At 65.7% G+C, this 15,533-nt stretch carries 9 protein-coding genes; 5 read left to right on the forward strand and 4 right to left on the reverse strand.

What is annotated here, in order from left to right; genetic code table 11:
* Position 1: 1 nt before the first annotated feature.
* Complete coding sequence (locus tag ACVISU_RS01410) at positions 2 to 1,186, forward strand: UbiH/UbiF family hydroxylase (RefSeq protein ID WP_456705748.1); 1,185 nt, start codon at positions 2 to 4, stop codon at positions 1,184 to 1,186.
* A gap of 66 nt (positions 1,187 to 1,252) precedes the next feature.
* On the opposite strand, the gene ACVISU_RS01415 is transcribed toward ACVISU_RS01410, so the two are convergent.
* Positions 1,253 to 2,206, reverse strand: coding sequence for an AEC family transporter (locus ACVISU_RS01415; protein WP_456705749.1), 954 nt, complete (start codon positions 2,204 to 2,206; stop codon positions 1,253 to 1,255).
* Positions 2,207 to 2,327: 121 nt separating this feature from the next.
* Between ACVISU_RS01415 and hspQ the strand changes: the two genes are divergently transcribed.
* Positions 2,328 to 2,660: a heat shock protein HspQ gene (gene hspQ / locus ACVISU_RS01420; RefSeq protein WP_050406639.1), complete on the forward strand. Its 333-nt coding sequence runs from the start codon at positions 2,328 to 2,330 to the stop codon at positions 2,658 to 2,660.
* Between the two features lie 17 nt (positions 2,661 to 2,677).
* On the opposite strand, the gene ACVISU_RS01425 is transcribed toward hspQ, so the two are convergent.
* A complete protein-coding gene (locus ACVISU_RS01425; protein WP_456705750.1) occupies positions 2,678 to 3,952 on the reverse strand; it encodes an MFS transporter in 1,275 nt (424 codons plus the stop codon).
* 307 nt (positions 3,953 to 4,259) lie between these two features.
* A complete protein-coding gene (locus ACVISU_RS01430; RefSeq protein WP_050406638.1) occupies positions 4,260 to 5,090 on the reverse strand; it encodes an invasion associated locus B family protein in 831 nt (276 codons plus the stop codon).
* 384 nt (positions 5,091 to 5,474) lie between these two features.
* Here ACVISU_RS01430 and ACVISU_RS01435 point away from each other — a divergent pair, with 384 nt between their 5' ends.
* The 3 genes from ACVISU_RS01435 to ACVISU_RS01445 all read left to right on the forward strand — a co-directional run bounded on the left by ACVISU_RS01435 (position 5,475) and on the right by ACVISU_RS01445 (position 10,139).
* Positions 5,475 to 7,211, forward strand: a complete 1,737-nt coding sequence (locus ACVISU_RS01435; RefSeq protein WP_456710739.1) for an extracellular solute-binding protein — start codon at positions 5,475 to 5,477, stop codon at positions 7,209 to 7,211.
* Between the two features lie 43 nt (positions 7,212 to 7,254).
* Positions 7,255 to 8,808, forward strand: coding sequence for an AMP-binding protein (locus ACVISU_RS01440; RefSeq protein ID WP_456705751.1), 1,554 nt, complete (start codon positions 7,255 to 7,257; stop codon positions 8,806 to 8,808).
* A gap of 107 nt (positions 8,809 to 8,915) precedes the next feature.
* Positions 8,916 to 10,139: a hypothetical protein gene (locus ACVISU_RS01445; protein ID WP_050406635.1), complete on the forward strand. Its 1,224-nt coding sequence runs from the start codon at positions 8,916 to 8,918 to the stop codon at positions 10,137 to 10,139.
* Between the two features lie 105 nt (positions 10,140 to 10,244).
* On the opposite strand, the gene ACVISU_RS01450 is transcribed toward ACVISU_RS01445, so the two are convergent.
* The gene (locus ACVISU_RS01450) at positions 10,245 to 15,503 is read right to left on the reverse strand and encodes an AIDA repeat-containing protein (protein ID WP_456705752.1); all 5,259 of its coding nucleotides are present in this window, start codon (positions 15,501 to 15,503) and stop codon (positions 10,245 to 10,247) included.
* Between the last annotated feature and the right edge of the window lie 30 nt (positions 15,504 to 15,533).

Here is a 15,533-nt window from a genome sequence, read left to right on the forward strand (position 1 = left end):
TATGACCGACAGCTCGCAGGATTATGACGTTATCGTAATAGGCGGCGGCCCGGCCGGATTGACGGCTGCGATTGCCCTCGCCGATGCCGGCGCGCGCACCGCGCTGTTGGCGCGCCGCGCCCCCTATGCCGACAACCGGACCACCGCGCTGCTCGGCGCTTCGACCGATATCCTGGAGCGGCTCGACGTCTGGTGCCGCTGCAGCGACCAGGCTGCGGCGCTCAAGACCATGCGCCTCGTCGACGACACCGGCCGCCTGATCCGCGCGCCGGAGGTGCGGTTCTCCTCCGAGGAGATCGGCCGCGAGCAGTTCGGCTTCAACATCGACAATCGCTCGCTGGTCTCAGCGCTCGAGGAGCGCGCCGGCGAGATGGCCGCGCTGATGCGGTTCGACGACGAAGCCGCCTCGGTGCAGCCGGATGACGCAGGGGTCACCGTGGTGACGCGGCAGGGCCAATCATTGCGGGCCCGGCTCGTGGTCGGCGCCGACGGCCGCAATTCGCTGTCCCGCGAGGCCGCCGGCATCGAGGTGGTCAGCCGCGAGCTCGGGCAGTCCGCCCTCACCTTCAACATCAGCCACAGCCGGCCGCACCACAACATCTCGACCGAGTTTCACACCGAGCACGGCCCATGCGTGTTCGTGCCGCTGAGCGGCAACCGCAGCAGCGTGGTCTGGGTCTCGGCGCCGAAGGAGGCCGAACGGCTGAAGGCGCTTGGCGATGTCGAATTGTCCGATGCGGCCGAGCGGCAGTCGCATTCGATCCTCGGCCGCGTCGAGGTCCAGGTTGGTCGTCACGTGTTTCCACTCGCCATCGAGCGGCCTAGGCAATTCGCCAAGGACCGGATCGCGCTGGTCGGAGAATCCGCCCATGTGCTGCCGCCGATCGGCGCGCAGGGCCTCAACATGGGACTGCGCGATGCCGCCGATATCGCCGAGATCACAGGCCAGGCGATCGGCCGCGGCGAGGATCCCGGCGCACCGAACGTGCTGGCGCGCTACCAGGCGGCGCGGCGGCCCGACGTTGCCAGCCGGACCTGGGCGATCGATATCGCCAACCGCTCGCTGCTCAGCGATTTCCTCGGCGTGCAGACGGCGCGGGCCGCCGGCCTGCATCTGCTCGGCGCCTTCGGCCCGCTGCGGCGGCTCGCCATGCGCGAGGGCCTCGCGCCGTCGTGGCGGCGATAAAGCGTTTTCGAGCGAAGTGGGCACCGGTTCGCGTTAAGAAAACGCGTCAAATAAAGGCGGCTCGTCTCAGGGAAACACCAGCCGTCCGCTCTGGATGAACCACATCACGCTGGTCAGCGTGACGACCGAGGCGAAGGTGCCGATCAGCACCGCGACCGATGCCGGCTCGATCCAGGTATCGTTCTGCCGTGCGATCACGAACACGTTGAGCGCCGGCGGCAGCGAGGCCATCAGCACCGCAGTCGCGGCCCAGGGCTGCGCGAACGGACCGAACAGCAGCATCAGACCGAACGCCACCAGCGGGTGGATCAGCAGCTTGATTGCGATCACACCCGGCACCTCCCACGGCACCCGCTCGAACGGCCGCAGCGCCACGGTGACGCCGAGCGCGAACAGCGCCATCGGCGCGGCAGCGTTCTGCAGGAACTGGATGGTGCGGTCGAGCGCGACCGGGATCGGGATGTGGAACGCCGCCACCAGCGCCCCGAACACCGCCGACATGATCAGCGGGTTCTGCACGATCTGCCGCAGCACCACGCCGAACGCGTGCAACAGGGAGGGATGGTCGCGGTCGGTGAGTTCGATCAAAAGCGGCACGATCGAGAACAGGAAGATGCTGTCGCAGCAGAAGATCAGCGCGGTGGGCGCCGCCGCCTTGGTGCCGAGCACGGCGAGCGCCAGGCCAGGCCCCATGTAGCCGATATTGCCGTAGGCGCCGGACAGGCCGGCCAGAGTCGCCTCGCGCAGCGTTAAGCCCCCCATCAATTTGCCCGCGATCATCGCCAGGAAGAACGCGATCACGGTTCCGAGCGTGGTGGCGACGAGGAACGGGGGGTTGTTCAGCTCGGCGAACGGCGTCTTCGACATGATTCCGAACAGCAGCGCCGGCAACGAAACGTAAAGCAGGAAGAAATTCATCCAGGCGAGCCCATTCTCGGGCAAACCCTTGGCTTTTCCGCATGCGTAGCCGATGAAGATCAAGCCGAAATACGGTAACGCCAGATTGAGGATATCGATCATTCTGAAAGTAGTTTCTCGGCCGGATTTCGGGGCGTTCTTGCAGGGCGGGAATCGGTAAAGCAGAGGTTAATTCGCAGCTTAGCCCCTAGCATCGGCCACAATGTTGGTCTATCGACGAACCATGATCAAAGCGCGCACCGCCAAGTTTCAGATCGGGCAGATCGTCCGTCACCGGGTGTTCTCCTTCCGGGGCGTGATTTTTGATATCGACCCGGAGTTCAACAACACCGAGGAATGGTGGCTGTCGATCCCCGAGGACATGCGGCCGCACAAGGACCAGCCGTTCTATCACCTGCTCGCGGAAAACTCGGAGACCGAGTACGTCGCCTACGTGTCCGAGCAGAACCTCTTGCCCGACGATTCCGGCGAACCGATCCGGCACTCGCAGGTCGCGGAGATCTTCATCAAGGACAAGTCGGGCGGCTACCGTCCGCGCAATCCGTCGCTGAACTGACAGCGGATGCGGGGCGCTCACACGCCCTCGTGCTTGGCCAGCGCCATCGCGATCGCCCAGACCACAAAACCCGCCAATGCCAGTCCAGCGCCGACGACGCCGGTCGACGTCCAGCCGTAGCCGGCCGCAACCGCCATTCCGCCGAGCCACGGCCCCAGCGCATTGGCGATGTTGAAGGCGGAATGGTTGAGCGCGGCGGCGAGGCTCTGCGCCTCGCCCGCGACATCCATCAGCCGGGTCTGCAGCACGGTGGCGAGCGCGCCGCCCAGCCCGATCAGGAACACGTCGGCGCTCAGCGTCCAGAAATTCATCGCCGCCAGCGGATACAGCGCCAGCGTCGCGGCCGACCACAGCAAGAGCCCGCCCGCGGTTGCCATCAGCGCGCGATCGGCGAAGCGCGGCACGATGATGTTGCCGGCGGTGAGGCCGGCGCCGAACACGCATAGCGTGACGGGCACCAGCGCGGGCGAGGTGTGCGTCACCGCCAGCATGGTCGACGCCAGATACGTGTAGACTGAGAACAGCCCGCCGAAGCCGATGGCCCCGATCCCGAGCGTCAGCCAGACATGCTTGCGCCCGAGTGCCGAGAGCTCGCGCAACGGGCTCGCCTTGCGGTCGGGGACGTCACGCGGCGCGAAGATCAGGACCAGGATCGACGTCAGCAGCGCGAGGCCGGCAACGATCGCGAAGGCCCAGCGCCAGCCGATCGCCTGCCCCACGCCATTGGCGAGCGGCACGCCGATCGTCGTCGCGATGGTGAGGCCGAGCAGCACGCGGCCGACCGCCGCCGTGCGCTTGTCGGTCGGGACCAGCGAGGCCGCGACCAGCATGGCGATGCCGAAATAGGCGCCATGCGGCAGCCCGGCGAGGAAGCGCAGCACCAGCATGGTGTGGTAGTCGGGCGCGAGCCCGGAGAGGCCGTTCATCAGCGCAAAGAAGCCCATCAGCGCGATCAAGAGCGTTCGCCGCGTCATCCGCGCCGAGAGCACGGCGATCACCGGCGCGCCCACCACGACGCCGAGCGCGTAGGCGCTGATCGCGTGACCTGCCTGGGGCTCGCTGATGTTGAGGTCGTGAGCGAAGAACGGCAGCAGGCTCATGGTCGCGAATTCGGCGATGCCGATCGCGAACCCGCCCATTGCCAGCGCCAGATGAACGATGCCCGGATGAAAGCTGCCGGCGACGTTGTCCTGGTTGAGGCGCCCGCGGGCATCCACCGAAGCGCGGGCGCTCGGCTGCTCCGATGGCCGGGAAAGCGGTTCCCGCCGCTGCGTGTTGGCTCGCTGGGACATTGCGCGACTTCCATGACTGCGAACGGCGGCCAGGGTTCGCACGGAACCACGCGCGCATTTGCGCACCGAAGGCGCGCTCTCCGCGCTTTCGTCTGGCCTCCCGTGGCGGATTTATGATTGTGTTTCGACGCGGTGTGGCGCGATCGATTTGAGCAACCATCGCACACGAGGCGCGCCCTCACCAGCGCAGCAGGCTGCCACCAGCCAGTCGGTTTCGCATGACAAAAAAGGCGCCCTTCCGGGCGCCTTTTGATTTGCAATGATCTCGCGATCTCGTGAGCGGTTGCTCGAAAGTTTACTTGAAATTCTACTTGGCTGCCGGATTGGCCGGAGCCGCCGGCGCTGCGCCCCCGCCCGCGCCTTCAAGCTTCTTGCGCTGTTCCTCGGCGCGCTTCTGCAGCTCTTCCTGCAGCTTCTTCGAGTTTTCCTCGAACACCTTCGGATCGGTCGGCGGGCCGTCATAGGCCTTGGCGAATTCGGTGTTGAGCGGCAGCGGCAGCGTCAGCGGCGCGCCGTTCGAATTGATCGCCTGGACCACGAGGTTCTGGCCCTTCTTCATGTTGGCGATCAGCTCGGGGGTTGCTTCATAGTCGGACATGCAGCCGTTCTGGAAGCAGATCACATAGGGTGCCTGCTGCGGCGGGTTGCCGTCGACGATGATGCGGGTGCCGTGCACGAGTTGCATACCGAGCGGCAGGGTGACACGCAGGATCTTCTTCGGCTCGCCTTCCGGCTCGATGATCACCGCGGCGATCACCGGCTGGCCGGACTCGATGCGGCCGTCCTTACCGGTGAAGCAAACCTGCTTGGCGTTGGCTTCCTGGCCCTTCAGGCAGAACTTGGTCCAGGGCGCGTAGATGAGCTGGATCTGCTGATCCTGGGGCGGCTGCTGGGCGGCCGCGGCGGGCGCCTGACCTGCGGCCGGTGCTTGGGCGGCTGGTGCCTGGGCTGCCGGAGCCGGCGCCTTCGGAGCTGCCTTCGGTGCCGCCTTGGGCGCAGCCTTCGGTGCCGCAGGCGCTGCCGGCTGCTGGGCCCGAGCGGCAGGAACCAGGAGCGCTGCAGAGAATGCCGTCGCCGCCATCAGGGCGACAATTCGCCCATGCGGCCGGACCGGGGCGGCCAAGATACGGAAATTCATTGCGGAAAACCCTTTCTGAACGGCAGCGCCCGAAACCGCTGCAGGCGCCGACACATAGCCGTTTGGGCGGCTGTCTCCTAGTCAATTGAGGCGGATACGTGACAGGCGTTCCCGCCCTCGAATTGCACGCCTTCAATACAGCGGCGCGCGGAAAGATCAATGCCGACAAAGCGCAATTGCGCACCTGTCACGGCGAGTTTCAGCGCCCTGTGATAAACCTTTGGCGTGACGTTTCGCGAATCAAATCCGGCGCCTGATGTACGTGTTCCCGGTCACGTTTGGCGCGCCGCATTGGCTGCCATCTGCCTCGTGCTGACATCGGTCGTGGGTCTGCCGACGACCGCACTTGCCCCTGCGGCCGCCACCGAGAGCCACGCCATCGCGATGCATGGCGCGCCCGCCCTGGCTGCCGACTTTAGCCATCTACCCTACGCCAATCCTGACGCCCCCAAGGGCGGCCGCCTGGTCCTGAGCCCCCGGGAGGGCACTTTCGACAGCCTCAATCCCCTGATCGTCAGGGGTCTCGCCGTGCAGCAGCTCCGGGGCTACGCCTATGAGCGCGGCTATGTCTACGAGAGCCTGCTGGTACGGAACAATGACGAGCCGTTCACGCTGTACGGCCTGCTCGCCCGCAGCGTCGAGACCGACGATGCCAGAAGCTATGTGACATTCCACATTGATCCACGCGCGCGCTTCTCCGACGGGCACGAGGTCACGGCCGACGACGTCGTGTTCTCGCTCCAACTGCTGCGCGATCACGGCCGTCCGCTGCATCACCAGTATTATTCGAAAGTCGCAAAGGCGGAGGTGCTCGACCCGCTCACGGTGCGGTTCGACTTCGGCGGCGTACCCGACCGCGAATTGCCGCTGATCCTCGGCCTGATGCCGATCCTGCCGCGCCACGCCACCGACGTCGCCAAATTCGAGGAGACCACCTTGGCGCCGCCGATCGGCTCCGGCCCGTACCGCGTGACGGCGGTCAGGCCCGGCACCAGCGTGACCTTCACCCGCAATCCGGACTACTGGGGGCGCGACCTTCCGGTGAACCGCGGCTTCTGGAATTTCGACGAGATCAGGCTCGATTACTACCGCGACGCCAACGGCCAGTTCGAGGCGTTCAAGCGCGGCCTCTATGACTTCCGGACCGAGCCCGAGCCGCTGCGCTGGCATGACGGCTACGACTTTCCCGCCGCGAGAAGCGGCGAAGTGATCCGCGACACCATCAAGATCGGCACGCCCGATCCGTCCGAATTCCTGGTGTTCAACACCAGGCGGCCGAAATTCGCCGACGTCAGGGTGCGCCAGGCGCTGCTGATGCTGTTCGATTTCGAATGGATCAACCGCAATTACTATTTCGGACTCTATTCGCGCGCCGGCGGTTACTTCGCCGGCTCGGATTTGTCGGCCTATGGCCACCCGGCCGATGACCGCGAGCGCGAACTCCTCAAGCCGTATCTGTCGCATATCGCGCCCGACATCCTCGACGGCCGCTATCGCCTCCCTATTACCGATGGCTCGGGCCGCGACCGCACCGTCCTGCGCGACGCGCTCGCGCTGCTGTCGGACGCCGGCTACGCGCTCGACGACACCGTGCTGAAGCAGCGCGCGACCGGGACGCCGCTCCGGATCGAGATCCTGGTGACGACACGCGAGCATGAGCGGATCGCCCTCGCCTATCAGCGCGACCTGAAGCGGGCCGGCATCGACGCTGCGGTCCGGGTGGTCGACGCGGTGCAGTTCGAGCAGCGCCGCGTCGCCTATGATTTCGACATGATCCCCATTCGCTGGGACCAGTCGCTGTCGCCGGGCAACGAGCAGTGGTTCTACTGGGGCAGCCAGGCCGCCGATGTGCCGGGCACCCGCAACTACATGGGCGCCAAGGATCCGGCGATCGACGCCACGATCGCGGCGCTGCTTGCGGCGCGGGAGCGGCCCGACTTCGTCTCGGCGGTGCGGGCGCTGGACCGGGCCCTGATGTCGGGCTTCTACGCTATCCCCCTATTTAACTTGGGAGAGCAATGGATCGCGCGCTGGAATCGGATAGAACGGCCTTCGGCCACGGCGTTGACGGGCTACCTGCCGGAGACCTGGTGGCAGAAGCCCGGCGCGCAATCCAATTGAGCTGCCGAGTTGAGCGACCAAGTGATTTGCGACCCGACGCGGCATGACCCGGTCCGATCGAAGCGATGCAACCGACGTTGAACCTGTGAACCAGTCGATCACCTCGCCCACGCTCGATACGCTGTTCAAGCGCAGCCTGGCGCGACACCCCGAGGCGCTGGCACTGGTCGACCCGATCAACAAGCAGCGCGTCACCGGACAGACCCGCAAGCGCCTGACTTATGCCCAGGCCGACCGCGCGATCTCGGCGATCGCCGCCCACTTCGTCGAGAGCGGATTGCCGGCCAATGCCGTGATCGCGGTTCAGCTTCCCTCGACGATCGAATTCGCCCTGACCGTGCTCGCCGCCCATCGGGTCGGCCTCGTGGTGGCGCCGTTGCCGCTATTGTGGCGGCAGGCCGAGCTGACCGCCGTCCTCAACCGCACCGCGGCGCGGGCAATCGTCACCTGCGGCAGGATCGACGGCGTGTCCTACGCTGACATCGCGATGAATGCCGCGGCGGAAGCATTTTCGATCCGCCATGTCTGCGGGTTCGGCACCGATCTGCCCGAAGGCATGGCATCGCTCGATGATGCGATCCTGCAGGACTCCCGGACCTCGCGCCCGATGATCCAGGACGGCCGCAAGCCGGCGCTGATCTCCTTCGACGTCACCAGCGAGGGCTTTCGTCCGGTGCCGCGCGCGCATTTCGGCCTGATCGCCGGCGGGCTCGCGATGTCGCTGGAGAGCGACCTGGCCCAGGGCGCGACCATCATGTCGGCCTTCGCGCCGATGTCGTTTGCCGGCATTTGTTCGTCGCTGGTAATCTGGTTGCTGTCGGGCGGAACGCTCGTCATGCATCACCCGTTCGACGAAGAAGCGTTCGAAGCCCAGTTCAACGATCACGGCTGCGACACGCTGATCGCGCCGGCGCAACTCGCGCTGCGGCTCGACGAGTGCGGCCTGTCGGAGCGCCTGCCGACGTTGCGCAACGCGATCGGCCTGTGGCGGACGCCGGAGCAGGTTGCCTCCAGCGCGCACTGGACGTCGCGGCGGGTGAGCTTGACCGACGTCTATCTGTTCGGCGAGGCCGGGCTGTTCGGCGCCCGCCGCAATGCCGAGGATGGATCGCCGGCCCCGATCAAGCCCGGCCCGCACAGCGCGCCGCGCGAAGCTCCCGGCGCATCAATCGCCGGCGAGATCCTGCTGACCCCGAAAGGCACGCTGGGCCTGCGCGGCCCGATGGTGCCGGTCGCTGCCTATGCGCCGCCGCCGCCCCCGGGCGACACCCTGATTGCGCCGCCGGCGCGCGATTACGTCGACACCGAATATGCCGCGCGGATCGACCGCGCGACCGGCGTGATCAACATCACCGCCCCGCCGTCAGGGGTCATGACGGTCGGCGGCTACCGCTTCCTCGCCGGGGAGTTGCAGGAGTGGTCGCGCCGTCTCGGCCAGGGTGCCATGTTGACGGCACTGCCCGACCGCCTCAGCGGCCACCGGCTGGCCGGCCGGGCTCAGGACAATGCGCGGGCCCGCGACGCCCTGACAGAACTTGGTCTTAACCCATTGATGGTCGAGGCATTTCGCGACCGCAGCGGCACCGGGGCGCTTTGAGATCTTATCATTGCGTTAGTCTTAGCATTGTGTTGACGCCGCATTAAGCCATGCCGACTAGCATCGCAGCCGTTTGCTGAACTTAAGCATTGGTTTCGAGCGTTCGAATGTCTCAACAAGGTCCGGTCCTCATCGTATCGGCGTCGGCAAAGCCGCCGTTCGCCGCGGTCCTCGATGAGACGAAGCTGTTCCCGGTCGTGCTCACCGACTGGAACGAGGTCGGACGCGCCATCGAACAGGTCAAGCCGGCAGCGATCATCGCAGCCGCCGAGGGTGTCGACTTCGTCACCCTTTCGGGCCTCGCCAAGCGCGCTGCCGCCCGCGCGCCCTATCTGCCGCTGATCGCGGTCGATCCCGCGACCACCCTGCCCGACACGGTCATCGCGTTCTTCCAGCACAAGGGCATGCCGGATCGCCTGGTCGCTCGGCTCAATGCGTCCTTACGCGTTCGTGCGCTGCATGCGACCGTGATGCGCCGCCTGGTGCCCCCGGCGCCGATCGCATTATCGGACATCGATCCGGTCGGCGAGGCCACCGCTCTCCTGATCGGCCGCGGCGGCGCCTACCCGGCCCTGTCGGTCGCGCTCGGCGAGCGCGCCGGCGTGGTCGGTGCGCTGAGCATCGAGGCGGCCGCAAAACATCTTTCCAACCGTGACATCGACGGCATCGTGCTGGCCGAAGGCTTCACCCCGCGCGTGATGGATGCGTTCCTGACGGTGCTGACCGAGGATGTCCGCTTCCGTCCGTTGCCGGTGATCGTTGCTTCCGGCGAGCTGACGCCGCGCTACGAGCTGCCCAATCTCGAGATCGTCACGGCCGGGCCGGCGCGCGTCGGCGACATGGTATTGCCGATGATCCGCCAGCACGCCTTCGAGGCGCGGCTTGGCCGCATGCTCAAGGCGATCGATGCCAAGGGCCTGATCGATCCCCGCACCGGCCTGCTCACCAAGGCCGCGTTCGAGCGCGACTTCGCGACCGCCGTCTACCAGACCGCCGAGCGCGGCGGCGCGCTCTCGGTGGCGCGCTTCACCTTCGACAACACGCAGCCGCGCGCGCAATTCGACGGCGCGCGGATCATCAGCCGGCTGATGCGGCAGGCTGACTTCGGCGCGGTGTACGATGATCGTTCACTCGTCGTGGCATTCGCCGGCACCGACCTGCGCAACGCGCAGGCGATCACGCGGCGCCTGGCGAGCGTGATGCGCCACACCCAGAACGGCCGCCGCGACAAAGCCGAGCCCGCCGTCAGCGTCGCAACGTTGCTGCCCGGTGACTCCGCGCATTCGCTGCTCGGGCGCCTGTTCGGCACGCCGGAGCGCGCGGCGTCGTAACTAGCTCTATCGCGCGTCTCTCCGTTGCTGCAATCGCTGTGCAGTCAGCGGCAGCAGGCGAAGCCACCTTATCTCGGCGGCTCCGCATGCCCTCATCTCCAAGCCTCACGCATGCTGCGGCTGCGCAAGCTGGCTGACCTGCGTCGCGGGCGGATCGACAACGAGGGTACCGCCATGGCCGTCACTCGAGGTCGCGAAGGTCGAGGCCATGTAGTTGCCCAGCAGCACAATGCTCGCCGTGACGGTGCCATCGGTCACCGTGAGCGTTCCGCTCGAGCTGGTCCCATTGAAGGTCGGCGTGTGAACGTTCGCGAAACTGATGTTCGCGAAATCGATCGCGTCCGCACCGGTCATTCCGGCAACCGTACCGGCAAAGCTCGCGGAATTGTCGAGCTTCAGCGTCCCGGTCGCGCCCTGGAACGCAACGGTGGCACTCGACGCCCCCGGCAATTCGAGGGTGGTGCCCGCGGCGATGGTGGCATTGCCGGAGCTTTCGCCCGTCACGTTGAAGGGCTGCCAGGCTCCCCACGCAATGCCATCATTGGCCCGGATCCAGAGTTGATCGGTGCCCGAGCCGGCCTGATAGGTGGTCTGGGAAAGTTGCGCCGCAGTGACATCGATCTCGGTATTCATCGGCTGCGATGTGCCGTTGATGCTCCAGTGCCCGTTCGAGTTGGAATCCCACAGCGCATATTTCGTGATGGTATCGCCGTCGGCGTCCGTCGCGCTGAACAGATTCGATGCTGCGAACGTCTGCCCGGAGACCGTCACGACGTTGGCGACCGAGACCGTCGGCGCCTGGTTGCTGGCGGTTGCCGTGAAGCTCTTCCAGGCGCTCCACATGCTGCCGTCATTGGCCTTCACCCAGAGCGTATCTGATGCCGAGCCGCCGGGGCCGAACACGTAGCTCACCTGCGACAGGTTCGCCGCCGCAACATCGATCTCGACGCCGGCCGCCTGCGCGACCCCATTGACCACAAAGTGGCCATTGCCGCCGGTGTCCCAGAACGCGTACTGGGTGATCGCATCGTTCTCGGCGTCCGACACCGAGAACAGGCTAGAGGCCGCGACCGAATGGTCGTGGATTGCGGAGACGTTCTGTGCCGTCACGACCGGAGCCGTGTCGGGGCCCGGTGTGGCCGTGAACGCGGTCCAGCCTCCCCACATCATGCCGTCGTTGGCCCGCACCCACAGCGTATCTGGCGTCGAGCCGCCGGGGCCGAACACGTAGCTCACCTGCGACAGGTTCGCCGCCGACACATCGATCTCGACGCCGGCCGCCTGGGCGACACCATTGACCACAAAGTGGCCGTTGCCGCCGGTGTCCCAGAATGCGTATTGGGTGATCGCATCGTTCTCGGCGTCGGAGACAGAGAACAGGCTCGAGGCGAGCGTTGAAAACTCGCCGTGAACCGCTGCCAAGTTCTGCGCCGTTACCACCGGAGCCTGATCAGGTCCCGGGGTCGCCGTGAATGCGGCCCAGGCGCCCCACTTCGATCCGTCGTTGGCCCGCACGTAGAGCGTATCTGGCGTCGAGCCGCCGGGACCAAACATGTAGCTGACCTGCGACAGGTTCGCCGCCGAGACATCGATCTCGACATTGGCTGCCTGGGCGACTCCATTGACCACCCAGTGACCGTTGCCGCCGGTGTCCCAGAACGCGTACTGGGTGATCGCATCGTTCTCGGCGTCCGACACCGAGAACAGGCTCGAGGCGAGCGCCGACGTCTGGCCGTGACTGGCGGTCACGTTCTGCGCCGTCACCACCGGAGCCGTGTCGGAGCCCGGTGATGCCGTGAACGCGGTCCAACCTCCCCACAGCATGCCGTCATTGGCCCGCACGTAGAGCGTATCGGATGGAGAGCTGCCGGGACCGAACACGTAGCTGACCTGCGATAGGTTCGCCGCCGCAACATCGATCTCGACGCCGGCCGCTTGAGCAATACCATTCACAACCCAATGGCCGTTGCCGCCGGTGTCCCAGAACGCGTACTGGGTGATCGCATCGCTCTCGGCATCGGAGACCGAGAACAGGCTCGAGGCGAGCGCCGACGTCTGCCCGTGACTGGCAGTCACATTCTGCGCCGTCACAACCGGAGCGTGATCGGATCCTGGCGTTGCCGTGAACGCGGTCCAGCCTCCCCACAACGTTCCATCGTTCGCCTTGATGTACAACGTATCGGGTGCCGACCCTGTGGGCCCGAAGACGTAGCTCGTCTGCGACAGCTGCGCCGCCGTAATATCGATCTCGGTGTTGGCGGCCTGCGCCACGCCGTTCACCACCCAATGACCGCTTCCTCCGGTGTCCCAGAGCGCATACTGGGTCATCGTGTCGCCGTCCGGATCGCTCACTGTGAACAGGCTGGATGCGGCAATCGACGTTTGGCCGTGCGCCGCAGTCACGTTGACTGCGTTCACGGTCGGCGCGGTGTCGGCGAATGCTTTGGCCGTGAATGCAGTCCAGCTGCTCCAAGCCGTGCCGTCATTAGCCCGAACGTAAAGCGTGTCAGTCGATCCGCTTGGACCGAAGACGTAGCTCACCTGCGACAGGTTCGCCGCCGCAACATCGATCTCGGCGTTAGTGGCCTGGACGACGCCGTTGATGGCCCAGTGGCCGTTACCCTGCGTGTCCCAGAACGCATATTGGGTGATGGGATCGCCATCGGGGTCCGACACCGTAAAGAGGCTGGAAGCCAGCGCAGAGCTCTCGCCACGAACTGCCGTGACGTTGGACGCGGACGTCACCGGTGCGACATCGGCGCGCGTCGTGACCAGCGTGCCGGTGCCGGAATCCGCGCTGACGCTGAAGCGCACGCCGGGCGTTGCATCAAGCTGCAGATCGAAGGAGGAGGCTCCCTCGGTGACATGCAGGATGTTGCCGGCGAGCAAGGTCGCCGACCCGCCGGAGACGAAATTGAGGCCTGCCATATCGATGCTGTCGCCCAAGACCAGACTGCCGACGGTCGTGCCGGCCAACGACGTGCTGTCGATCTTCAGCTGACCGCCGGACCCGCTGAAGGTGATGCCGCCGCTCGCGGTGCTGCCCGCCTGCAACTCGACCACGCCGCCCGAGATCGACACCGGACCTGTCGACCCGCCGGAGGAGACGATTTCCGCGCCGCCGGCAAACACCACCACGTTGCTGGTCACTGCGCCGGCCACATTGAACGTACCGCCGCTGGAGACGGAAACATTGTGCGCAGTCGCTCCGGACCGAACGTTCAAGACGCCGCCACTGATGACGGTCGTGTGGTCGATCGCGCCTCCCGACGACACGTTCACCGTGCCGCCCGAAATGCCGGTCCCGGAGCCGGTCACGCCGGTGACCACACCTCCGGAGAAAACGTTCTCGATGCCGCCGGCAAAGACCGCGACATTGCTCAGAACCGTACCGCCGACGTTGAAGATACCGCCGCTCGAGACGGAGATATGGTCCGCCGTCGCGCCGGACGAGACATTCAGGTCACCGCCATTGAAGACTGTCGCGTATTCGAACGACGCTCCGGAGAGAACGTCGACCAGCCCGGAAATTGCGGTCCCCGAACCGGTAACGCCGGTGACGGAGCCACCTGCCGAGACGATTTCGTGGCCGCCGCTCTGAATGGTGACATTGCTGGTGATCTTGCCCCGCACGTTGAGCGTGCCGGACACGTTGATCATGCTGGCCGAGCCTCCAGCCAGCACGTTGAGCGTTCCGCCCGCCGCGACGAACGTTCCCGTACCAGCCGTGCCGCTGATGGTGCCCTGGATCACGCCACCGGACGAGACGTTCTCGATGCCGCCGCTCAACACCGCGACCGTATTGGACGTGGTCCCCGTGACATTCAGAGTGCCGCCCGCCGAGACCGTCGTTCCAGTGGCAAATCCACCACCCGGCACGTCGAGCGTTCCCCCGGAGACGAGCGTTCCGCTGGCCGCACCGCCGCTGCTGACGAACATCGTCGCGCCACTTGCAACGACGGCATTCGCATCGTTCCCCGCGACCACTTCGGTGCTGCCGGAAGAGATGGTCGTACCCGTGTCGTTGCCGCCCTTGCTGATGGTCAGAAGGCCGCCGCTGCTGACGGTGGTGCTGACGGCTGTCCCGCCCGAGGCAACGAACATCGAACCGCCATTGAGCACGGTATCACCGGTGTCGGTTTGGCCGCTCGACACCGTGTAGGACGATCCGCTGCTGACGGTCACAGGGGCGCTTTCGATCACAACCGTGCCGCCATTGCTGGTCACGTTCGTGACATTGGCGCCGGCGATGAGAATCAAGGTGCCGCCGCTATCGACAGTGATGCCGCTTGCGGTGCCGCCGGACGAAACGACCTCGGTGCCGCCGGAGCTGATCACTGTGCTGCTGGCGATGCCGCCCGCCATCACGGTCTCGGTGCCGCCGGCGCTGATCACCGTAGTCCTGGCGATGCCCCCGGATGAAACGATCTGGGCGCCGCCGGAGCTGATCACCGTGCTGGTGGCGATGGGGCTGTACACGCCGCCGCCCCACACGATCTGTTCGCCGCCCGCGATCAGCGTGGTGGAGATCGCCGTTGCGCTTCCGCAGTATTGGCCACTGCCGACGTATTGGATGCTGCCGCTGCCGGTGACCGTCGTACTGACGGCTGTGCCGGTTTCAATGTAGCCGTATGGCGCAATGTACTGGATTCCGCCATCGGTAACGGTGGTATTGCTGGCGTAACCAATACCGGCGCTCCCGAAGGCGGCATAGCCTATGTACTGCGTACTGGCGTCGACGACGGTGCTGACCGCAGAGCCGGCCCCAAGAAATCCAACGATCTGTTCGGAACCGCCTTGCAATGTCGTATTGGACGCGAATGCGCTGCCGTAGGCGTTAGGGTTGTTGTTGTAGTCGTTCGAGATGTACTGGTATCCGCCGCTCACAACCGTCGTGTTGAACGCGGTACCGCCATAGATTTCCTGTCCTCCCCCACTGACAGTCGTATTGCTGGCGGTGCCGCCGAACAGGTCTAGCCTGCCGCCGCTGTCGAGCGTGGTGTTACTCGCGGTTGAGCCGGTGTCCACTGACAGTCGGCCGCCACTGATCGTGGTGTTGATCGCGGTTCCAACGCCGGTTGTGTATGAAGGGACATAGCTGAAGCCGAGGATCGCGTTGCCGCCGTCGATCACGGCGCTGATGATGGTGCCGAGAACATACAACTGCGCGGCACCGTTTGAATCGTAGGATACGGTGTCGCCGATATCGGTGCCGCCGGAGGACACAACGACAGTGCCGACATCGAGCGTGCTGCTGATCGTCCCGCCATTCAGCACGTAGAGCGTGCCGCCGTCCTGGACTGTATTGCCGCTTTGCGTATTGGAAACAGAAGCGGTGCTTCCGCTGGAAACGAACACCCCCATAGACCCCCCCGAAAAAAAACCTACGAAATG

The sequence above is a fragment of the Bradyrhizobium sp. USDA 4452 genome, assembly GCF_054063575.1.